Annotated in this window: 16 protein-coding genes; 6 read left to right on the forward strand and 10 right to left on the reverse strand. The window is 48.8% G+C overall.

Features of this window, described 5'->3' with window-relative positions; all coding sequences use genetic code 11:
• Positions 1-68: 68 nt before the first annotated feature.
• The 10 genes from LZG74_RS10950 to LZG74_RS10995 form a co-directional block, all read right to left on the reverse strand.
• The gene (locus tag LZG74_RS10950; protein WP_233796621.1) at positions 69-1,091 is read right to left on the reverse strand and encodes a Gfo/Idh/MocA family protein; all 1,023 of its coding nucleotides are present in this window, start codon (positions 1,089-1,091) and stop codon (positions 69-71) included.
• Positions 1,092-1,114: 23 nt separating this feature from the next.
• The gene (locus LZG74_RS10955) at positions 1,115-4,147 is read right to left on the reverse strand and encodes a PVC-type heme-binding CxxCH protein (protein ID WP_233796622.1); all 3,033 of its coding nucleotides are present in this window, start codon (positions 4,145-4,147) and stop codon (positions 1,115-1,117) included.
• Positions 4,148-4,197: 50 nt separating this feature from the next.
• A complete protein-coding gene (locus LZG74_RS10960) occupies positions 4,198-5,130 on the reverse strand; it encodes a hypothetical protein (RefSeq protein ID WP_233796623.1) in 933 nt (310 codons plus the stop codon).
• Positions 5,131-5,167: 37 nt separating this feature from the next.
• Positions 5,168-5,950 carry a PIG-L deacetylase family protein gene (locus LZG74_RS10965; RefSeq protein WP_233796624.1) on the reverse strand — a complete coding sequence of 261 codons (783 nt, stop codon included), beginning with the start codon at positions 5,948-5,950 and terminating at the stop codon, positions 5,168-5,170.
• A gap of 4 nt (positions 5,951-5,954) precedes the next feature.
• Positions 5,955-6,977, reverse strand: coding sequence for a Gfo/Idh/MocA family protein (locus tag LZG74_RS10970; RefSeq protein WP_233796625.1), 1,023 nt, complete (start codon positions 6,975-6,977; stop codon positions 5,955-5,957).
• A 21-nt stretch (positions 6,978-6,998) separates the two neighbouring features.
• Complete coding sequence (locus LZG74_RS10975; protein ID WP_233796626.1) at positions 6,999-8,039, reverse strand: Gfo/Idh/MocA family oxidoreductase; 1,041 nt, start codon at positions 8,037-8,039, stop codon at positions 6,999-7,001.
• Positions 8,040-8,044: 5 nt separating this feature from the next.
• The gene (locus LZG74_RS10980; protein ID WP_233796627.1) at positions 8,045-9,613 is read right to left on the reverse strand and encodes a SusD/RagB family nutrient-binding outer membrane lipoprotein; all 1,569 of its coding nucleotides are present in this window, start codon (positions 9,611-9,613) and stop codon (positions 8,045-8,047) included.
• A gap of 11 nt (positions 9,614-9,624) precedes the next feature.
• Positions 9,625-13,026: a SusC/RagA family TonB-linked outer membrane protein gene (locus tag LZG74_RS10985; RefSeq protein ID WP_233796628.1), complete on the reverse strand. Its 3,402-nt coding sequence runs from the start codon at positions 13,024-13,026 to the stop codon at positions 9,625-9,627.
• Positions 13,027-13,191: 165 nt separating this feature from the next.
• Positions 13,192-14,211: a FecR family protein gene (locus tag LZG74_RS10990; protein ID WP_233796629.1), complete on the reverse strand. Its 1,020-nt coding sequence runs from the start codon at positions 14,209-14,211 to the stop codon at positions 13,192-13,194.
• A 347-nt stretch (positions 14,212-14,558) separates the two neighbouring features.
• On the reverse strand, positions 14,559-15,161 hold the full coding sequence (locus tag LZG74_RS10995) for an RNA polymerase sigma-70 factor (protein ID WP_233796630.1): 603 nt from the start codon (positions 15,159-15,161) through the stop codon (positions 14,559-14,561).
• Between the two features lie 370 nt (positions 15,162-15,531).
• Here LZG74_RS10995 and LZG74_RS11000 point away from each other — a divergent pair, with 370 nt between their 5' ends.
• Genes LZG74_RS11000 through LZG74_RS11025 form a run of 6 tightly spaced genes read left to right on the forward strand, consistent with a single transcriptional unit; the run spans position 15,532 to position 21,262 of the window.
• Positions 15,532-16,914, forward strand: coding sequence for a cytosine permease (locus LZG74_RS11000; RefSeq protein ID WP_233796631.1), 1,383 nt, complete (start codon positions 15,532-15,534; stop codon positions 16,912-16,914).
• A 10-nt stretch (positions 16,915-16,924) separates the two neighbouring features.
• Complete coding sequence (locus LZG74_RS11005; protein WP_233796632.1) at positions 16,925-17,671, forward strand: creatininase family protein; 747 nt, start codon at positions 16,925-16,927, stop codon at positions 17,669-17,671.
• The gene (locus tag LZG74_RS11010) at positions 17,664-18,914 is read left to right on the forward strand and encodes an MFS transporter (protein WP_233796633.1); all 1,251 of its coding nucleotides are present in this window, start codon (positions 17,664-17,666) and stop codon (positions 18,912-18,914) included. Before LZG74_RS11005 ends, LZG74_RS11010 begins: the two co-directional genes overlap by 8 nt.
• A gap of 2 nt (positions 18,915-18,916) precedes the next feature.
• Positions 18,917-19,213, forward strand: a complete 297-nt coding sequence (locus tag LZG74_RS11015; RefSeq protein WP_233796634.1) for a UxaA family hydrolase — start codon at positions 18,917-18,919, stop codon at positions 19,211-19,213.
• Positions 19,194-20,405, forward strand: a complete 1,212-nt coding sequence (locus LZG74_RS11020; protein WP_233796635.1) for a UxaA family hydrolase — start codon at positions 19,194-19,196, stop codon at positions 20,403-20,405. Before LZG74_RS11015 ends, LZG74_RS11020 begins: the two co-directional genes overlap by 20 nt.
• Positions 20,406-20,422: 17 nt before the next feature.
• Positions 20,423-21,262 (forward strand): amidohydrolase, encoded by an 840-nt coding sequence (locus LZG74_RS11025; RefSeq protein ID WP_233796636.1) that lies wholly within the window; start codon positions 20,423-20,425, stop codon positions 21,260-21,262.
• Positions 21,263-21,320: the final 58 nt, after the last annotated feature.

A 21,320-nucleotide genomic window follows, 5' to 3' on the forward strand; every position in this document is an offset into this window, starting at 1 on the left:
TATACTCAATTTAAACTGACTGTAATTTTTAACTCCGAGAAACCTGCTCTCCGGCCCGCTTTTCTTTATCATCCTTTTGTTTTTGCAAGAATATCAGACAATGCGACCGGAGCGCCTCCGCGTCTTTTGCTTTCATGTGCCGCTTCCATAAATGTGTATATCTCAATGGTTTCGGCGGCTGCAACCGGCGGTTGACCGGTTCGAAAAAATGTGACGATCTCGGCCACCAGATTCCCATATCCATCAAACTTGCCGATAGCCGTAATTTTTTCCGAGCCATAAGCCGTGCCGCCAAACCCGATCTTACCTTTGCGAAGCCCCCTGAAAACACCGATTTTACCGCCTTTCCAAACGCCGGTCACCACGTCGGCTCCCTCCGAATATGCCCGTGTCACCGACTGGCAACCCGGCCCCATTACCGCATAAAGCAGCTCGATAGCATGTATGCCGTCCCAGAACAGGTCGGCGTGGGATTTTTGCAAAGGCGCCGGCCCATATGCATCAGCGCCAAGTATTTCTCCCGCGATTTTGCCCCCGGCCAGGCCATTCATATCCCGGACGTATCGCAATGGCGAACAGGAAAAAATGGGCGTTTTGTATTTTTGGGCTAAATCAAAAAGAGCGATGACATTCGGAAGTGATTCCGCCATAGGCTTGTCCACAAATACGGGCTTCCCGACCTTCAAAACCGGCAGGATCTGTTCCTGATGCGGCCTGCCGTCGTTGGTGAGCAGCATAATGGCGTCGGATTTTTTCAGCAATTCCGCCGTGGACGAAACCAGTTCAACGCCGTTTTTCTTAACCGTGTTTGTAAACTGACTGAGTTGTTCCGGCGAAAATTCCACGTCCGCATTACCTTTCGGATGATGCAGCGCGACTACTTTACAGCCTGCAAACAGCGGATCGTTTTGCCCCGAATTCATGATTTCGGTAAAGTCGGCGCTGTGGACGGACAAGCCGATAATGCCCACCCGGATCGTTTTGGGCGCAGACGCAAACATCGCGCTGGCCTCATTTCCCAGCCCGAAGGCCAGCCCCGCCGCGACCGTCTTCACAAGAAAATCACGGCGGTCCTTTTCGGTTTTATTCATGAAGAAATTGCATTAACATCCGGCTACTGAACCACTTTCATAATGCCGCGCATCACCGGGGCGTGGCCCGGAAACGTGCACACGAACTGATAGTCGCCCGGGGTGGCCGGGGCCTTGAATTTCAATGTTTCCTTCTTTTTGGCTTCAATAAGGCGGGATGAGAACAGTACCTTTTTATTGTCGGGCACATAGTTCTTGGCAGGCCCGTTGTCCCCGAGTGCGATCGCCTGCTGGGCAATCTCGTCGGCTGCTCCCGGCTCGGTAATCACCAGGTTATGCGGCATCAGATCGATGTTATCGAGCGTGATTTCCACTTTCTGACCGGGTTTTACGGTGAACTCGGCGACGTTGAAACGCAATTGAATGGCTTCCAGCGTCAGGCTGGCGACTTCACTTTTTCTCAGATCTAGCTTTTGGTCAAAACCATCCGATTTTTTCGCATCGGTCGTGGGGGCAATTTTGTGCTCCACGTGGCTGGTCATGCGGGAAGTACTGTCGGGATTGTTCCAGAATTTTTCATAAAACGTCCTGAACTGCATCCCTGAAATGTCATTGCCGGTGCCGCCACGGAGGTGCGATTCGCGTGTGCTCCATGCCCAAGCCACTTTCTGCGCGGCGATCCGTACCTGGCCTTCCGGGAATCTCAGTGCCTTGGTCAGCAGGTCGCGGTTGACTACATTATGCTGCTGGTGCAGCCAGAGAATTTCCAGCATTGGCAATGCGTTTTCCTTTTTGTCAAGATCCAGTTTTGCAACCCAAGCCTGCGCTTTTTTGATCACTTCGTCGGTGTTCCTGCTGCTGAGTTCAACGCGGACTCGGTGACGGATGCCATCAACCGGGCTTTTGAACAGTTCCAGCAAGTCCTCGACTTTCGCTCCATGAATGGTAACCGGGCTTTGCAGTGGCCGGTTTTTGGCAGTTACCCTGTAAATCCTGCCGTGGGTATGGTCGCGGCTGGCGTCGCGGAGGTTATAAGGCGAGTGTGTAATTACCGGGTTTTGCCAGTCGCTGAAATAGAGCGCACCGTCTCCGCCGATCACCCCGTCAGTGGGCCGAAAATTGGGATCGCCCGGATAATCTTTCGGGACAATGCGTGGCGCGGCTTCGGTATTCGGCGTAAATGTAGGCACCTTCCCGGTGTACAGCAGATCGCCTATTTCAACGCCTTGCACTATTCCATCTTCCTTATAATCAAGCCGGTACCGTTTAATACCTTGGAAACCAATAACATTAAAAAGCAGGAAATTGTTTTGATATGCATCCGGAAAATGGCTGCTCGACAAAATCATATTTGCTGTGATCGGCCGGACCGACGGTATAAACAATGGTCTTTTTTCATACCTGCTCACGTCCGTCGTAGAAGTCACTTTTCGGTCGTAATATACCTGAAAAGCCTTGCCGCTGGTGCCGTCGGTGACGAGCGGATTTCCCCATTTATCAAAACTGATACCATGTGCATTCGGCGTATTTTCCACCACAAAAGAGAAATCGAACGTGCGGGGATTGAATCGGTAAAGTCCGGGTGTTCCCGATTCTTCGCTCACGCGCCAGGGTGTCTCAATGTTTTCGAGGATAAAAATCCCACGCTGGTAATAGATATTCCCGTCCGGTCCGTAGATCAGGTTGTTGGCCGAATGGTGCGTATCGTCGGAACCTATGCCACCGAACATTTTGATCTTCACATCGGCTACATCATCACCGTCGGTGTCTTTGAGATAAAAAATATCCGGGGCAGAAACCACGATCACGCCGCCGTTCCAGAATTCGAAACCGGTTGGGTGGGAAATATAGGCGAAGGTTTTCGACTTGTCGGCTACGCCGTCGCCATTTTCATCGGATAAAATAACCAGTCGGTCGTTCATCGGTTTGCCCGGCTCCCATTTCGGGTAGGTCGCCCACGATGCCACCCATATCCGTCCTCTCGTATCGACCTGCATGGCCACCGGCTTGGCTATTTCCGGAAAGGTTTTTTCAGAAGCAAACAAGTTGACTTCCAGCTCTTTCGGAAATGTCATTTTGCTGATCGCCTCCTGTGGGTCTACATAGGTTACGTCCCGGGTAATGTGGGTTCCTACCACCAGCAGCTCCGGTACATTACTGTCATCGAGCTTTTCGTCCTTTCCCTGCGCACGCGCCCAGATCCGTTTGTCGCGGTTGGCGGTCATCACGTCCAGTACTTTCAGTTCCTGGTTTAAAGTTGCGTAATTCCCGTCCTGGGTGGAACGCGTCCCCCATACATCGTTTCCGCTGATCGTCCGGTATTTCTGAAACCAGTGATCATCTTTATCAATAACCGCACTTCTGAGAGAATCCAGCTTCACCTTGTCCAGGCTTACTTTTTCCTTCAAAACAGACTCTGTGAAATATTGCGCCAGCTGACGGTTCCCTTCCTCGTTCAGGTGGATCCCGTTGATGGTGAGGGGTTTTTCCGAAGCTTCGTACATTTTCTGCGTCGCATTAAACAAGTCTACAAACCCGGTTTCCTTTTCCGCTGCCACTTCTTCCATAACTTTGGTATAAGCAGCCAGCCGGCGGTTGTTTTCCTTCCCATCAGGTAAATTGGGCGTTTTGAGATCTTCATGCGCAATCGGCGAAAACATCACAATGCGCGGCGTGTTCACCGAATCGTATTTCTGCGTTTGCACGTGATCTATCCAAGCTGTGAGCTGTTTCCGGAATTCTTCGGGCTTGTCTTCAAAAGACTCGTTGTACCCGAAAAAAGAAAAAATCACATTCGCCCTCACTTCCGCCAGATGCGTATCACTGTCGCCAAAACCTTTGTGGGCACGCGGCCGGTAATGGACCTGGTCGCCCGAGTAACCCAGGTTTCTGATGACAAGTTTGCTTTCGGGGTTGGCGGCCTGCAGATAGGTTTCAAACCACCCGTCCTGCTGGAAACGTTCAGCGAGCGAATTGCCGATAACGGCAATCCGGTCCCCATCTTTCAGCCCCATCTTTTGAGCGCCCCCGCAACCAGTCATATACAGGCCGGCCAGTACCAGCAATACATGCACAGCATGCCGCGCCGGATATTTCGCTTTTTTAAATACGATCATTGCTTTAAATTTTACTGATTTAAGTACACCGTTTCCCGGCGAAATCTCCGTCAATGCATCTCTATTGAACAGGTACCCAGGCCCGGACGATAAAAATTGAACTGCACATTGGGATGGTCTGCGAGCACGGACATCGGGACGCAGGTGTCGGGGATTTTGTTTGAGATCATGTAGGTAGTAAGTCGTTGCCCGAAAGGATTGTCATGTGCGCCGGCGTGCCAGATCGAGACTTTGTCTGTCTCCCAGGTTTCTTTCGGCCCTACTGTCACGGCTTGTGTGGGGATCAGCGGAACGTTACCTCCGCAATGCAGGCGCGAATTCTGCTGAACCGTGATCGGATGCAGGTCCAACACTCTGGTCGCGAGCTGCTTATATTCGTCGACCGTCTGCGGGGTATCCTTGTAAATGCCTTCTCTTTTTGGAGGCTCATTAAAAGCCCAGTGTTTCACATCACCCTGCCCGCCCTGCATAATGAGGCATTTGGCCTGTTTCCAGCTTTCGATAAATGCGCTGGTATCGGCTTTGGGAAAATGCAGGTTTTCTTCCGGCATCGCCAGGCTTTTATCTATCCTGTTGTAACAAAGGGATTTAAATGTTCTTTGAAACGACAATGGATGATCCGCGGAAACTTCCTTCCCATCCACAACCCATTCGTCCATACTCCAGAAATGCGCGTTTTTGACAGAGATTTTCAGCTCGTTGATAATCCGCGCTACCAGTGGAAGCTGCTCGGTCGGACCGATCGGTCCGCAAAGGCCTACCGGATTTTCGGCGGTAGCCTGCTTCCAGACGTCTACATATTCCAGCGCTTCGGCAAGATAAAATTCTTCGATGGTATCATAAAAAACCACTTTGAAACCCGGCCGGGACAATTTGATCATATCCTCAGGCCCCATTGAGGCAATTTTGTCTGTCAGTTTGTGATCCAGTTCCAGGGTGGTGTAATCCCACCAGCCCGGAGCTATTGAGCTCGTTTTACGCATACAATATTTTAGAAAAATTGATTTTAGTGACTTAACCTTAAGCTGTTTTAGCATAAGCTTCATTGCGCAGGACCAAATGACCAAGCGTTTGCAAAGGATCGAATCCGGCTTCGGAAAAACCGTAATGCGCGTGTCGTCGCCAGCCCTCGGCATGTTCGAAAGCATTCGACATATTCCCGATTTCCAGTGAAAAGTCCTCCATGGCCTGGATATATGAATTCATTTTCTGGCTGTCCTGCAACCATTCCTGCTGGCTCTGATGCGCTTGCAGGGCTTTTCGTTTCAGTGCCTGAACCGATGTGGTATCAATGAACATTTCCGGATACACTTTCTGCCGGAGCGGGTCCATCAAACCGTGCGGGACAGCGTGGTAAATGGCGCAATTATAGTTCGAAACGGCTGGCTCGCCAGTCTCGAAATTGGGTACTCCGCGCACGAATGCAGCTGTGGTGGCAAGCCGGCTAGTGTTCATGTGATCCTCCATATAATCGGACGGAGAATGCGTAAGTATGACCGAAGGCTTCACTTTACGGATCACTGCGGCCAGTGTCCGTAGCAATCCCACGTCGTACATGATCTCGAAATCATTGGTAATGGGCGGATGAAAAGTTGCGCCCAATACTTCCGATGCATTTTGAGCTTCTTTTAACCGGATCCTCGTCGTATCCTCCGAATCGTGGATAGTACTCCCGCAGTTTCCGGTCGACAGGTTCATGTAATGGATCTCGTAGCCCGCGTTTTTCAAAAGAACAAGGGTCCCGGCCATCAGGAATTCGATATCATCCGGATGGGCAGCAACTGCCATGGCGACTTTTTTCATGGTATTACAATTTTACACTCTTGCCGGTAGCGGCAGACTGGTCGGCAGCGAAAATGATTTCGTGCGTTTTGATTGCTTCTTTCAAGCCTGTGAGAGGCATTTCTGTATTGTTTTGGATCGATTCAAAAAACGTATCGAACTGTAACTGGTACGGGTGGTCGGCCACGTCGCCCGAGTCGAGCATCGACATCGACATGTCGCTCCACTTGTGTTTGTCCGACTTAAGTTTCTCCGAATGGATCTTGTTATCGAGGATACTTCCCTCACTTCCAAACAAATGCGTGTGGAAGTAGTAAGGCTGAAGACAGTCAACGCTTGCGGCGCATTTAGCTATTTTACCACTTTTGAATTTCAATATCGTGACACTTGTCGTCGTGTATTCGTAAGGTGCGAAAATGGCGCTTTTGGATTTGGTATCGTAGCTTGTTACTTCTTCCACATCCGTGCCCATAAACATCAATAAAGAGTCCAGCGCGTGGCAACCCGCTGTGAGCAGGGAACTTCCGCCCCCGCCTTTTTTCGCATTCCATTCAAACTGGCCGTACCACGGACCTATTCCGTGCAAATAATCCACTTCGGCATAATGCAACTCACCGATCAGGCCCTGGTCCAGGATTGCTTTTGTAGAGATAAACTGGTTGGAATACCGGCATTCAAAACAGATACAGAATTTCACATTGGCTTCTTTCACAGCGGCTTCGATCGCCTGGCAGTCGGCCCATGACAATGCCATCGGTTTTTCAAGGATAATGTGTTTTCCGGCTTTGGCGGCTTTTACGGCGTGTTCCACATGCTGATAGGTGAAGCTGCAGATCGAAACAGCGTCGATATCCTTGTTGGCCAGCATAGCATCCAAATCCGTGTAGGAAGTAATATCCGATCCCCATTTGGCGCTTAATTCGGCGTCATCGTGTTTTCTTGAAGAGTAAATAGCAGTTACCTGTGCTCCATTGCCCGCCTGTATTGCCGTAATATGTGCGGTAGCAACCCAGCCGTATCCAATAATTCCTACATTTAACTTTCCCATAGTTTTTCTGATTACTGATAATTATTGTTTAACCTTATTTGCCTTATATGCTTTGCTTAATGTTTTTTCCAGGCTGACTTTTACTCCCCCGTTTTTGCGGCTTTCCATAGCGGCTTCCATGAAGGCATATATTTCCAGCGTTTCCCTCACGGGTACCGGCGGGACTTTGGTAATAAAAAATTCGACAACCTTCACCACCAAATCACGGTAGCCTGTAAACGTACCCAGCGTGGCGATCCGGTCCTGCATGTAGGCAATCCCCCCGAAATCCTTTTTCCCCTCGCGGATTCCCCGGAAAGTCCCGACTCTGCCATCGTCCCAGTAACCGACCAGCAGATCGTCGGCTTTGCTGTGATGTACATGTGCCACTTCTCTACACCCGGGCCCCATTGCCCTAAAAAGCAGTTCGATCCCGTGTATCCCGTACCAGAACTGATCGGTATGGCTTTTCTCAAATGCGGCCGGACTGAATGTAGCGGCGCTCAGGACTTCACTGCTTTTGATATTGACCACTCCCTGAATGTACCTCAGTGCCGACGATGAAAAAACGGGGACGTTGAACTGCTTTGCTTTTTCATAAATCTCTATCACACCATTCAAAGAAGCTGCAACCGGTTTGTCCAGAAATACCGGCTTCCCTGCTTCAAAAGCTGGTAAAACCTCTTTCATGTGCGGACGACCGTCGTTAGTTTCGATCATTACCACGTCTACCAATGCAAGCATTTCGCTCATCGAGCCTACTATTTTCACACCCATTGCCCTGATGTCCGACTCAAATTTCGCGAGCTGCTCTTTGGTAAAATCGACATCGGAATTTCCGGGGGGATGGTATAATGCGGTGATTGTACATCCCGCCAGGTCGCCCGCTTTGTTGCTGTCGTTCAGGATCTGGGAAAACGCCGCGCTGTGGACCGACAATCCTACCACGCCGATCCTGATATCTTTTGCCGCTGCTGCCCCGAAAGACAGGGAGGAGGCGCTCACCAGGCCCATACCGATCCCGCCGACCGCCAGATTTTTTACAAAATCCCGGCGGTCCAATTTGTTTAATATATCAGCCATGATGTCTATTTAGCGTCCCACCATAATCTCGTACTGTTTTTATTTCCTCCTTTGGCCGCCAGCTCGGGCAAAGTAAGTGCGGCTGTTACAGCTTGTTTGTTGTTTGCATATTCCCCGTCGACAAACAAAAGTCTTCTGATCATCTTATCTGCCGGTACATCCGGATTTTCAGACTGTATCCTTGGAAGCAGTTTCGGGTAACCCGTTCTTCTCATTTCTGCCCAGGCTTCCCAGCCGTCCGGAAACAAGCCGATCCATTTCTGGGTACCGATCTGCTCCAGCTGCTTTTCTTTCGGTCCGGCGCCCAGGAAAGCGACGGGAATATCTGAAACCGCGGGTGTATTCCATTGATCTTTTAGCGGCTTGGGGGTGTTTGCGCTTTTCAGATAATTGGCAATATCCACAGCCGTCGCCGAAGTCCGGGACGAGATCGATACTTCAATGCCTTTGTCATATAATTCCTTCGCAGTACCACCCATATTCCATCCTTCTACCGCACCTTCGGCGCGTAAAAAATAGACTTCTTCGGCTCTCATTACCTGGTATGGAGGATTTGTGCCGCCGTCTTCCAATCTCCACCATTTGGTATCGATCTTGGAGTTGGTGGCGACTTGTACAGGGTTGTCGATCAAGGTGATCGGTAATCCGTTCCTGATCCCATGGAATTTGCTTCCATCGTTCCTGTTGTCGGTCACCACCGGGTTCCAGTACGAATCGAGCCTCGGGTCGTTGAACCCTACCATGACACTTTCCATGGTGGCGCTCATCCGCCAGTTGTCGTAGTTTGCGATGGGCCCCAGATTATTGATACTGAGTGCATTGGTAAAAACATTTGCATTTTCCGCTGCAGTGAGCATCACTCCGTCGGCTACTGCTTTTTCAGCTTCGGTTTTTGCCAGCGCGGGGTCAGCGTATTTAACCCTCAGCGCCAGTCTCAGGCGAAGTGAATTGGCAAACGTGAGCCATTTGTTTACGTCTCCGGAAAAAACAAGGTCATCTCTTGAAAAAACGCTCGCGCCTTTGTTCTCTTTCAAAACGGCTACTGCCTCGTCCAGCGTTTTAAAGAAATCCCTGTAAATCACTTCCTGCGGATCATAAGGTACACTGGTAGCCCCATTTCCAACTTCCAGATAAGGTATTGGCCCGTAGTAATCGGTGAGCCTGTGAAAGGCCTGTACTTTCCAGACTTTGATCACCGCATTCTGCAGCGTAAAATTTTTCTCGGCCGTGTACTTTTCCACAAAGCTGAGATCTTTGGCAACCGATGTATAAAAGCCGGTAAAATTGGAGTTCGACCAGCTCGCCACATCCACATAGCGGTCCGAGTAAAAGTTAGCCCGCAGCAAGGTAAAATACTGGCTGAAAAGGTCTGCAAAAAGGTTCTGGCTGATTTCGTAACCCGACATATGCATGGCATTGTACTGGGTGGTGGCAAAAACCTGGCCCACGTTCCCGATATCCAGCTTATTTGTAACCAGCAGGTTGGACGGTGTATTCAGTTCTTCAAAAACGTCGGTGCAGCTTCCGAAAACCATGCAAAAACATGCAACGAGTATGATTTTTATCTTTTTCATGAGTCTACTGATTATTTAAAGTTGACACGTACATTAAATCCGATCGAGCGTGTAGTAGGCAGGGTGAAACTGGCGTCGCTCTGGGTAGCATTGTCTGCCCCAACGAAAATTTCAGGATCGAGGTACTTGGCTTTGTTGGACAGGAAAAACAAATTCCGTCCCACCAGTGAAAAACTTATCGGGTGACCAAATATGCCCTTGGGCAGACTGTAACTAAGCTGCGCCTCTCTCAATCTTACATTGGATGCGTCCGAAGTATGGATTTCGCCCACAAGCCCGGCCGTGCGGCCGCCGCTTCCGATCCAGAAATCCTGGACATTGATCGGCAGATCGTTGACCGATCCGTCTTGTTTCACCGCTTTTTCACCGGGGAAGAAATCTTTACCAAAAACAAGATTTCCTTCGCGGCCCGCCTCTGTTTCTTTCGTTGAGCCGTCGGCAGCAAGTACTGAATTAGCAAACGAAGAGATAACTCCGCCGTGGCGCACATCGATCAGCACGCTCAGGCTCAGCTTTTTGTAACGGAATGTATTGCGGATCCCGCCGAGCCACTTCGGTTCCGAATTTCCTACGAAAACGGTTTTACCGGTCGTATAAAGAGGAATCCCATTGGCCCCAACGATCACATTTCCATTTTCATCACGCTGGAAACCTTTCACATAAATACCGCCCCACTGCTTTCCCTGTTCCAATCTGATCTCACGTAAGTCGTTGTTTCCCATCACAATAGATGGGCGCTGGTCATTGATCTTCTTTACTATATTTTTGTTTTTGGAAAAATTGACATTGATATCCCAGCCAAAATCCGCTTTCACAACCGGTTTCAGAGTAAATACCATTTCTATCCCTTTATTCTCCACATCACCCCCGTTCGTAAAAAATCCGGATGCACCTGACGCAGGAGGCAGCGAAATGGAAAAGAGCTGGTTGGTGGTGTTGGTTACGTAGTAGGTAAAGTCCAGACCAAGCCTGTCTTCGAAGAAGCGGAGATCACCACCCAGTTCAAGACTGGCTGTTTTCTCAGGTTTCAAGTTTTCATTCGGTAAAGTTCCGCTTACCGACATCAGCCCTGCCTTGCCTCCGCGGGCCAGTGTTGCATACCGCGACAGGGAGAATGGACTGGTTCCGTTACCTACGATGGCATAAGAACCTCTCACTTTAAAAAACGAAACCACCGTCGGCAGCTTTAACAGCTCAGACACCACGCCGTTCAGACCGACGGAAGGATAAAAGAAGGACCAGTTGCTTTTCGGCAAAGTGGAACTCCAGTCATTCCTTCCGGTTAGGTCCAGAAATATCGCATCCTTGTAGCTGATCTGTCCGAAGGCGTACAGTGAATTGATATTGCTCGGGCCGCCGACGCCGTTGGACGCCTGCAGGTATTGGGTATTCGAAAGAGTAAAGAAATTAGGAATAGTTAGAGTCGTACCTGTATTCGCAGAAATGGAGGTATTTCGGTTGATCAGGCTGTTTCCCCCGACGTTCACATTGTACTTCAATGTACTGGAAATGTCGTCGTTATAAGATGCCAGGATGTCATTGTTAAGGCTCATGCTTTCGGATGAAGAAACCCCGAAGTAGCCGTCTACCGGCGAAACTTTCGAAATACCGCCTTTGATCTCGTTCTGATAATTTTCAAATGCCCGGTTCAGCGACGACCTTACCTGCACGCTCAGCTTGTCTGTGATAAGGTATTTCATACTCGCCAACGCGGCAACGCGGTCTCTCACGCTGCTGGAAGAAATTCCGTTTACTGCTGTGTACGGATTGGTTTCCACGAGTTCGGAAGAGCTCCATGTATGCGTCACGGGTGTTCCATTGTCATTATAAAACTCATAGATCTCCGCATCGGCAGTATTTACATTCCGGGGAATCCGGTAGGCATGTCGCAACGGGTTACTGTAATCAATGGAAACTCCGAGGCCGTTTTTGATCTCCTGGCGCATGTAGGTCAGCTTTCCGTCGATGCTCAGCTTCTTGCCCAGGTTATTCGAAAACCGCAGGTTGGCATTGTGCCGCGACAGCTCGTTGAATGGAACTGTCCCCGCTCCGTCTGTATAGGTATAGGAAAAATAGGTCTGCGCTTTCTCGCTGCCTGTGCTGATTGCCAGGCTGGTGGAGGAGTTGTGGCCTACTTTGAAAAAATCCCGCACATTATTGGGCTGAGGCGAATACGCATAGGTTTTCGGACCTGCCCAGTTGGGATCGTTGGACCAGTGGTCCACCATCTGACCTTCCATTTTCGGCCCCCAATTGCTCGAAGTATTTCCGAGATATTGCCCATTAAGCCCCTGCCCGTACGAATTCTGATAATCGACCAGGATGTTAGGTATTTCAAAAATATAAGACTGGCTAACAGATACATTATAACGTCCGCCCGTATTGCCGCCGCTTTTGGTAGTAACCACAATCGCCCCGTTATTTGCCTGGCTTCCGTAAAGTGCGGCTGCATTCGGGCCTTTCAGAACGGTCATGGATTCGATGTCGTCGGGATTGAGATCAGAAAGATTTCCTGGTACACCATCCACAATGTACAAAGGCTGACTATTACCACTAATGGACCTGTTTCCGCGCAATACGATCCGCGAAGTACCGCCTACCCCTGTGCTAGACGTCTGAAAATTCAGACCAGCCACTTTTCCCGCGAGCGAGTTCAGTACGTTGTATTCCTTTGCCTTTGAGATCGCTTCCACATCTAGGTTCTGCGTGGAATAGGTAAGGCTCTTTTTATCCCTCTCAATCCCGAATGCGGTAACCACCACTTCGTCCAGCTTTTTAAGATCTTCTTCCATCGACACATCCACGGTAGACTGGCCTTTGATCACCACTTCCTGGGTGATGAATCCGATTGAGGAAAACACCAGCGTGCCTTCGTCGCCGGGAAACGAAATGCTGTAATTTCCTTCGCCGTCGGTCACAGTACCGGTGGTCGTGCCTTTTACCAAAATGCTTACTCCGGGCAACCCAAGCTTGTCGGGCGCCGACCTCACCTTACCGGTCACATCGATCACCAACTTTCGCTCCTCGGCTGCATTTTCAACCGACATGCCCACACTCTGCCTTCTTACGCTGATATTCTGATTGATCTGCTGAAACGCAAGCCTCGACGAATTGGCGATACCTTCCAGTACCTGGGCTACTGATGACGTACCCATTGATTTACTGTAATGGTCCTTTAAAAACGAATCCTTTGCATCGAATGTAAAAACAAATTCAGTCCTCGATTCGATGTCCTTGAAAACATCGGCCAGAAGCGCATTATTGTATACGGTCCGGATTTTTACTTCGTGAATGCTCTTGATCTCCCTAGTTTCTTTCGCCTGGCTCAGGCCGGCAAGGAGAAGCTGCGGTATAACGACAAGGAATACATAACCTGCACTCCTGGCAAGTTGCGAGTAAAGTAATCTTTTCATACTTCTTTTTTAGGTTAAGAGACGGTTTAGCTTCATTTTCAACACACTGGTAGTGGGCCATTTACCAATGGACTGACACATTAATCTGACAAGGATTAAGAATTCAAATTCCCTTAATAATCGATTTTAAGTCCGTTTTGCTGCTGTGTCCTGCCGTGTTGCGGATCAGAACGTCAGGTACACGTTTTTGCCTTCAATTTTATAATCAAACTCCTTGTTGAAACTAAGGTCTTTGAGGACGTTCTGGAGGCCTTCGTTCTGGTACCTCGCCCTGATCTCCCAGTCGTCGGGAGCATTGCCTCTCACCTCGATTTTTACACCATACCATTTTTCTATCTTCCTGCAGAAAGTCGAAAAATCGTCCCGTTGAAGAACCAGTATGCCGTCTTTCCATCCCAGAGCCACATCGTAGTCGAAAGGCTGCGTGGCAAATGCGGTATTGCCTTTGGATGCAACGAGCTGTTCGCCGGGTTTCAAGATCACCATGTGTGTTTTTTCCTTGTTTTCAATCTTAACTTTTCCTTCCAGCAAAGCCACTGTAATGTCAGGGTTTCCGATGTCTTGGGACACATTAAAGGCTGTTCCCAGGGCTTGTACTGTTATTCCATTCGCTTCCACAATAAAGGGCCGGCGGGTGTCTTTAACCACCTCAAAGAACGCTTCTCCTTTCAATCTCACATATCTTAGCGTATCGGAAAAACTCTCAGAAAAACCAATCGTACTCTCTGCATTCAGCCATACCTTAGTACTGTCAGGCAGATAATAGACCGACCTTTTTCCTGTCGGGTTCTCCTTTTCCACCCACACATCCCGCTTGCCGGCAACCCTGCTTTCGCTATTTTTAAGGGTATTTGAATAAAAATAAAGACCTGATACGACCAGTAAAAAAACAGCTGCCACCGACCGCCACGGAAATGAAAACACTTTTTGAATTCCCGTAACTTCTTCTCTTTCATCCTCGTTTGCTATCGCATTTTCCCATATCTGGTCCCTGATATTGTCCATTCCTTTTTCATGTGCATCATCCTGAGGCGCTTGCCACACTTTTTCCAACTCTTCAAAAACGGCACGGTTATCATCAGACGCGGACAGCCATTCCTCCAACTCCTTCCTCTCCTGCTCTGTCGCATATCCGCTCAGCATCTGCGCTATTAAATGGTCAATATGTAAGTGATTATAGCTCATGAAATCCGTTTTATATGTGCATAACCTGCATCGCGGAAAAAACCCGTAATGCGTTTGAAAAAATTTTTTGATTTTTTGTTATTGGAGCCGGTCAGACCTGATCGTATTACTAACGATATTAAATATACGTCTACGCTTTTTTTCTCGTTTTCCGATTTTGCCTTATTGTTTTTCTGAACAGGCAGGTTGAACTTTTGCCGCCACACAAATGGAAAATGATGATGGCGATTCGAACAGCAGGATAATCCGGGCCTAGTGGCGTGAATGTGGCTGACTACAAACAAGGTAGAAAAGACCTGGAATCCAGCCAGCAGACTTATTGGAAATGAGACGCGATTATTTATACGTCAATGCTTTGCAGGGGCTTTTTGGGTGATTTTTGCAGATCTCCCGTCACCAAGAAAAATCTCAATCCCTTCGCGGAGCTCTTTAACCGCCAGTTTCAGATGCACTTCTACGGTACGTTCGGAAATGTTCATCAGCTCGGCCACCTGGCGGTACGTAAAACCTTCTTCCCGGATCAGCTGAAAAACCATTTTCCGTTTTGGCGGAAACTGTTGCGTGATCTGGTTGACCTGGTCTTGCAGCTCCACTCCGACTAGCAGGTCATGGGGATCAGCTACCGCCATGGAATTGAGTATGAATTCATTCGAATCAAAAATGAATGGATTTTCCCGCTGCTGTCTTTTAATAGAGGTGATCGATTTGTTTTTAACGGAGAAATAAAGGTAGGATTCAAAATGGTCGAGTGCGAAAACCCGCTTCCTGTTGATCAGTACATTCGTTAATACGTCGGCGACTACATCTTCGGCCTGCTGCACCGAGTCGACATAAATTTGGGCAAACTTGATCAGCTTGGGATAATAATGTTTAAAAAAAACATCAAAAGCACTTTTATCACCCTCAGCAATCCGGGCGAAATACTGCTTTTTTGAATTTGAATCAATCATCCCCTGGTTAATTTGAATGGTACTAATATGCAGCTAACATTGTTTACTCAGATCGAAGTACTTAATAGTGTGCTTAAAAACGCGAAGCAGCTCAGAATTTGTTAAAAGCCCTCAAGTTATGTTTAACCGAGAAATAAAAAAAGTAAATTCAAATATTTTCCAATTATACTGCAATACAGAATAAAAAAATATGAATTGTAAATCTGACAATTCACAAAATGGACTTTATGAACAAAATCAGTATAATAGCTGGTTTTCCAAATCGTAAAAATCCAGCATTGCAAATTTCTCCAGAACCCATTACGGGTTTTCGTTCGGTTGCGGGTATGTACATAAATTCCTAAACCTAGCAACCTTCGCATTTCCTAACATGAGCCATGAAGACATTTCAACCGTCCCCTCAGACCGGGGGGATGAAGTGCGGTCCAGACTGCCTGACTCCAAAAAGCTGGGCTTCTGGAGCAACACTTTTATTTTATGGGGGCTGGTTCTCACCGTTTCCAGTTTGCTTGTAGGAGGCCTTGTCGGCAGCCAGCTTTCCTTTAAAGAAGCAATGCTCGTCATTGCGATGGCGGGAATATTCAATAGTGTCATTGCCATACTGATTGGCATCATCGGTACCCGAACGGGCTACACCAGTGCAATGCTTTTTCGCTATTCTTACGGAAACTGGGGCGTCGTACTACCCAATTTTATCCTCTCTATCACAACCGTGGTATGGTTCGCAGTCATTTTAAATTTAACGCGGGATGCGACCATTGGGATCTTGGGTATAAGCCAGGAATCTGCTTTCGCCTATTGGGGAATCACCTTGCTGATGGCGGTGGTATTTCTAATTCCTGCCTATAAAACCATGAAATGGATCGCTTATGTGGATTATCTGGCGGTTCCGGCTATTGTGGTGATTCTGATCGTGACTATATGGGGAGCGCTGGATATAGGTGGAGGACTTAAAGCGATCATCGCACGTGCTCCAATGCAGTCCGCCTCGGCGCTGGTTGTCTTCACGTCGGCCGCTGGCGGCTGGCTCCACGCCAACACCGTTATCTCTGATTTTACAAGGTTTTACAAAAATGAAAGACAAGCCGGAATCGGGTTATTTCTGACCTACGGCGTCCTGATGGTACTGCAATATGTGGGTGCAACGCTCGGTGCGCTCGCAACCGGCGAATGGAATATTTTTCTGATTATGGACCGGTTCGGTTTACTGCATGTGTCCTTTTTCGCAATCTTTCTCGGCTCTTGGTCCACAGCCATGGCCGCTATTTATTTCGGTGCAAATATGATGGCCGCTCCACCGATACCACAATACAAAAACGAAGAAACGAACCGGAAACTGGTGCTGCTAATATCCTGGGCTCTGGCTTTGTTCTTTTCCTGGTATGGCCCGGATCAGATATTCAATTTCTTTTTGCAGTTTCTATCGTGGCTGATCGGCCCTATTGCCGTTACAGTAATTATTGACTACTGGCTGTTTCCGGAGCGGAAAGTGATGTACGAAGACAAAAACGGCTCTCCGGACATGAAAATCAACCCGGCTGCATTTCTGTCCTGGATAACAGGGTTTTTAATCGGCTATTTTTCGCAAGAATTTTTCATTTCTCTGATCAATGGGATGATCGCAGCCGGCATTATTTACTATGGATGGATGCGTATGGCATTGAACAGAAAATCAACGCCTGAAAGCCAGATCCGCAATCTTTTCAGGAAGAAAGTAAATCCTGTATCCATCGAACCACCCTTAAACCCTTAGCCTCAACCCTATGCGTTACGAACTCATGTTCCCCCAAGATATCCGCTCGGCGATTGACGCCAATACACCCGTAGCACTGGCACTTGGCGTACTGGAATATCATGGCGAACACCTGGCGACCGGAGTCGACACACTTGTGATCGTCCGTGCTTTGGAAATCGTTGAAAAAGAGCTTCCGATGGTCATTTTGCCACCGTTTTATTACGGTGCCAGCAGCTTCGCCGTAGAGCCGCCGGAGCGAAAAGGCAGCGTCCATACCGGCCCGCAGATCTTATACCCATTCGCACAAAACCTGTTTGATAACCTGCTCCGGATCGGTTTCAGGAACATACATGTGTTTGTCCACCACCAGAGTGAAAATTTTACCGCCGGAATGCCTACGGACCTTTCTTTCAAACTGGCGGCGAAACAGGCTACCTTTTCATTTCTGGAAAAAGAGCGTGGCGAAGGCTGGTGGGGCAATCGCGAGTCGGCCGACTACTATGAACAGCACAACCAGGGAAGTGACCCTTTCAACTGGATCCGCATACACCCGTTTCTGAGTCCCGAAATCCAGGCGCAGCATCCCATTGATCATGCCGGCAGGCTGGAAACCGCACTCATGCTATCATTATGCCCGGAAGGCGCTGATATGCAGCGCTTTAAAATTGGAACCTGGTATACCGAAAGTGCCCCCGAAGCCACAAAAGAATATGGTGACAAAGTAAAGGAACTCGCACTCGATCATCTCAGAAAAATACTTAGAAGTCATGAATAACACTCAAAAAACGCCCGTACTTCCCATGCTCATTATCGGCAGCATGTATGTAATCCTGGGTTTTTCCGTTGGTATTAACGCGTACTTTATCCCTTTTGTGCAGGAAGCATTTGCCGTTTCCACGGCAGCTTCTTACCTGATTATGACAGCCACGTTTTCGGCTTATGTGCTTTTCGGCGTGCCCTCGGGCAGTGTACTCAAAGCACTGGGATATAAAAAAGGGATCAGCATTGCTTTCATCACCATTGCCGCCGGATTCGCGCTGATCGGCTATGCAGCTCATATTGTCAGTTTTGCACTCTTTCTCTTCGCACTTTTCATCATCGGTACTGGCCAGACTTTGCTTACCGGCGCGATCAATTCGTACGTGACCATACTCGGCCCGCCCGAAAGCGCAGCAAGCCGGATCAGTACGATGGGTATCGCGGACAAGCTTGCACTCGCAGGGGCGTCGCTGATCCTTGGTTTATTCCTGGATCTGGCGAATGTGCAGCTGGGCGACGCCATTGTGCCGTTTTACATCATTGGCGCGATACTTACCGCGATGGGTTTGCTCTCGCTCTACTCCCCGCTCCCCGAGCTCAAAGCGCCGGGCGAGGACGATTTGGATGGTGAGCCCAATGAAATTTCCGCTTATGCCAACAGTAAGACCAGCATTCTTCAGATTCCGCATGTACTGTTGGGCGTGGTGGCTATATTTTTTGATGTCGGTGTCGAGATCATCGCTTTAGGCTCCATTAACGATTATGCCAAAGTACTGAACCTTTCGTCTCCTGAAAATTACGTCTGGCTGACTACATTCGGTATGGTGGCGGGTTATTTGCTCGGCGTGTTTTTTATCCCGAAACAGATAAGTCAGCGCATGGCCCTGGTTTTCTGCGCGATCTCCGGAATGCTCATTACCATTTCGATCACTATGGTCCCACCGGCAATTTCCATTTATCTTGTCGCCGCATTGGGTTTATCGAATTCGCTGCTCTGGCCAGCCATTTTCCCGCTGGCGCTCGCCGACCTGGGTAAATTCACCAAAACAGGCTCTTCTGTTCTGGTAATGGGGATCATCGGCGGTGCGGTACTGCCGCTTTTGTTTGGCTATGTGGCGGATCTTTATACACACCAGTTGGCCTATCTGGTCTGCCTGCCGTCGTATTTTTTTATCCTGTATTTTGCAATAAAAGGCAGCAGGATCAGGACGGGGATAACTGTTAAAAGTATGTTGTCAGAAACGAGTACCAGGATTTGATCATGGATAAATTATTTAAGATAAACCCGGATGACAATGTATATGTAGTCCGGCAGTCTATTCTGGAAGGCGAACGTCTGGTCATCGATGGCCAGACGTTAACCGCAAAAAAGACACTCGGTCTTGGGCATAAGGTAGCCGCGCGGGACATTTTCAAAGGCTCGCAGGTGATTAAATTCGGCATACCCATCGGTTCTGCCACCGAAGACATCCGTTTCGGGGACCATGTTCATCTCCACAATCTCAAGAGTGATTACATTCCTACTTATACGTTAGACCATGAATTTATCAAACCATAAACCAATCACCGGATTTTTGCGGGAGGACGGCAGAAAAGGGATCCGGAACCTTGTACTGGTTGTGTACCTGGTGGAATGTGCCCATCATGTGGCACGAAAGGTAACCTCCCGGTTTGAAGATGAACCTGTGCATTTAATCGGGTTTAGCGGCTGTTACCCAAATGGCTATGCGGATAAAATGATGAATGCATTGTGTACACATCCCAATGTAGGTGCCGTGCTCCTGGTGTCACTGGGCTGCGAAAGTTTCAACCGCAACAGGCTTTACGAGCAGATCGCGTCCAGCGGCAGGCCTGTCAGACTGATCGGTATACAGAATGCAGGAGGTACCGAAAACAGTGTTCAGGAAGGAATTTCTTTCATCGCATCGGCTTTGGAAACCATCAAAGAAGTGCCCCGTGTGCCATTCTCTGTCGAAGAACTGATTGTCGGCATTGTATCCGGCGGAAGCGATGCGACCAGCGGCATTACGGCAAACCCAGCCTCCGGACTGGCTTTTGATATGCTGAATGCGGCAGGAAGCACCACGATCTTTGAGAACACCAGTGAAATGATAGGACTGGAAAACCTGCTTGGCAAACGCGCCAGGCATCCTGAGCTAATCAGCGAATTACAGGATGCCGTAGCCAAAGCAGCCCGTTACCATGCGATCATGGGACACGGCAGTTTTGCCCCGGGCAATGCGGAAGGCGGATTGACAACCCTGGAAGAAAAGTCGATGGGCGCGTACTGCAAGAGCGGTACCGCACCCATTAGGGGACTAATTAAACCCGGCGACCTGACCACCATGCCCGGGCTGTACCTGATGGACATTGTGCCTGATGGCGAGCCGCGTTTCGGGTTTCCTAATCCCAACGATATTTCCGAAATGAATGAGCTTATTGCCTCCGGGGCGCATTGTGTACTGTTTACTACCGGCCGGGGATCGGTCGCCGGCTCGGCGGTGTCGCCGGTAATCAAGATCTGCGCCAACCCCGAAACCTTTGCGCGCATGGAGGAAGATATGGATGTAAATGCAGGGAAGATACTGACCAATGAAGCATCACCGCAGGAAGTAGCGCAGGAAATTTTTGACAAAATACTATACGTGGCGGCTGGCGGAAAAAGCTGCTCGGAACAGCTCGGACATCAAGAATTTTCCCTGGGTTACAAATCTTTCGAACCGATCGGGCCGTCGTGCCTGCCTTATTGATTATGGAAAATAGTGTGATGAAAATAGATAGCCACCTTCATTTCTGGCATTACCATCCGGTAAAAGATGCCTGGATCACCGATGAAATGTCGGTAATCAAAAACGATTTTTTGCCCGCAGACCTGCTTCCGCTGCTCGAACAACAAGGCATTACGGGTGGCGTGGCGGTGCAGGCCGATCAGAGCGAGAAGGAAACGCATTTTCTGATGGACCTCGCGGCTGAATATGATTTCATTAAAGGCGTGGTCGGCTGGGTCGATTTCCGCGCAAAAAACATTGAAGAACGGCTGGAATATTTTTCCCAGTTCGATATCCTCAAAGGTTTCAGGCATATTGTACAGGCCGAGCCCGATGATGATTTTCTCCTGCGCCCCGATTTCCTGAAAGGCATTGCAGCACTGTCCAGGCACAATTTCACTTACGATGTGCTGATCCATCCGAGACATATTCCTTATGCCGTGGATTTTGTGAAGCGGTTTCCCAACCAGCGTTTTTTGGTCGACCACCTGGCGAAACCATGTATCAAAGACCGGCTGTCGGACGAATGGGCCAGAGAGCTGCGCGCTTTCGCTCCTGTGGAAAATGTAAGCTGCAAAATGGCCGGACTCGTCACCGAGGCCGACTGGAAGAATTGGAAGTACGACGATTTTACAAAATATATAGACATTACCCTTGAAATATTTGGTACTGAACGTGTTATGTTCGGCAGCGACTGGCCCGTATGTCTGGTCGGGGCTTCTTACGGGGAAGTTTGTGACATCGCAAGTAAGAACACGGAACAACTTAGCAAATCAGAACAAGATAAGATTTGGGGCGAGAACTGTAGAGATTTTTATAGTGTAAAGGACAAGCGGTAAGCTTTTACCTTTGAGATAATGATTAAGGTTTAGGATAGTCCCTTTTTCATACAATTCA

Origin of the sequence: Dyadobacter sp. CY327 (assembly GCF_021390415.1) — a bacterium.
Lineage (GTDB): Bacteria > Bacteroidota > Bacteroidia > Cytophagales > Spirosomataceae > Dyadobacter > Dyadobacter chenhuakuii.

What these genes read in the sequence shown, in the direction of transcription:
- LZG74_RS10950 (WP_233796621.1), bottom strand. Translation starts at nt 1,091, where the DNA reads ATGAATAAAACCGAAAAGGACCGCCGTGATTTTCTTGTGAAGACGGTC.
- LZG74_RS10955 (WP_233796622.1), bottom strand. Translation starts at nt 4,147, where the DNA reads ATGATCGTATTTAAAAAAGCGAAATATCCGGCGCGGCATGCTGTGCAT.
- LZG74_RS10960 (WP_233796623.1), bottom strand. Translation starts at nt 5,130, where the DNA reads ATGCGTAAAACGAGCTCAATAGCTCCGGGCTGGTGGGATTACACCACC.
- LZG74_RS10965 (WP_233796624.1), bottom strand. Translation starts at nt 5,950, where the DNA reads ATGAAAAAAGTCGCCATGGCAGTTGCTGCCCATCCGGATGATATCGAA.
- LZG74_RS10970 (WP_233796625.1), bottom strand. Translation starts at nt 6,977, where the DNA reads ATGGGAAAGTTAAATGTAGGAATTATTGGATACGGCTGGGTTGCTACC.
- LZG74_RS10975 (WP_233796626.1), bottom strand. Translation starts at nt 8,039, where the DNA reads ATGGCTGATATATTAAACAAATTGGACCGCCGGGATTTTGTAAAAAAT.
- LZG74_RS10980 (WP_233796627.1), bottom strand. Translation starts at nt 9,613, where the DNA reads ATGAAAAAGATAAAAATCATACTCGTTGCATGTTTTTGCATGGTTTTC.
- LZG74_RS10985 (WP_233796628.1), bottom strand. Translation starts at nt 13,026, where the DNA reads ATGAAAAGATTACTTTACTCGCAACTTGCCAGGAGTGCAGGTTATGTA.
- LZG74_RS10990 (WP_233796629.1), bottom strand. Translation starts at nt 14,211, where the DNA reads ATGAGCTATAATCACTTACATATTGACCATTTAATAGCGCAGATGCTG.
- LZG74_RS10995 (WP_233796630.1), bottom strand. Translation starts at nt 15,161, where the DNA reads ATGATTGATTCAAATTCAAAAAAGCAGTATTTCGCCCGGATTGCTGAG.
- LZG74_RS11000 (WP_233796631.1), top strand. Translation starts at nt 15,532, where the DNA reads ATGAGCCATGAAGACATTTCAACCGTCCCCTCAGACCGGGGGGATGAA.
- LZG74_RS11005 (WP_233796632.1), top strand. Translation starts at nt 16,925, where the DNA reads ATGCGTTACGAACTCATGTTCCCCCAAGATATCCGCTCGGCGATTGAC.
- LZG74_RS11010 (WP_233796633.1), top strand. Translation starts at nt 17,664, where the DNA reads ATGAATAACACTCAAAAAACGCCCGTACTTCCCATGCTCATTATCGGC.
- LZG74_RS11015 (WP_233796634.1), top strand. Translation starts at nt 18,917, where the DNA reads ATGGATAAATTATTTAAGATAAACCCGGATGACAATGTATATGTAGTC.
- LZG74_RS11020 (WP_233796635.1), top strand. Translation starts at nt 19,194, where the DNA reads ATGAATTTATCAAACCATAAACCAATCACCGGATTTTTGCGGGAGGAC.
- LZG74_RS11025 (WP_233796636.1), top strand. Translation starts at nt 20,423, where the DNA reads ATGAAAATAGATAGCCACCTTCATTTCTGGCATTACCATCCGGTAAAA.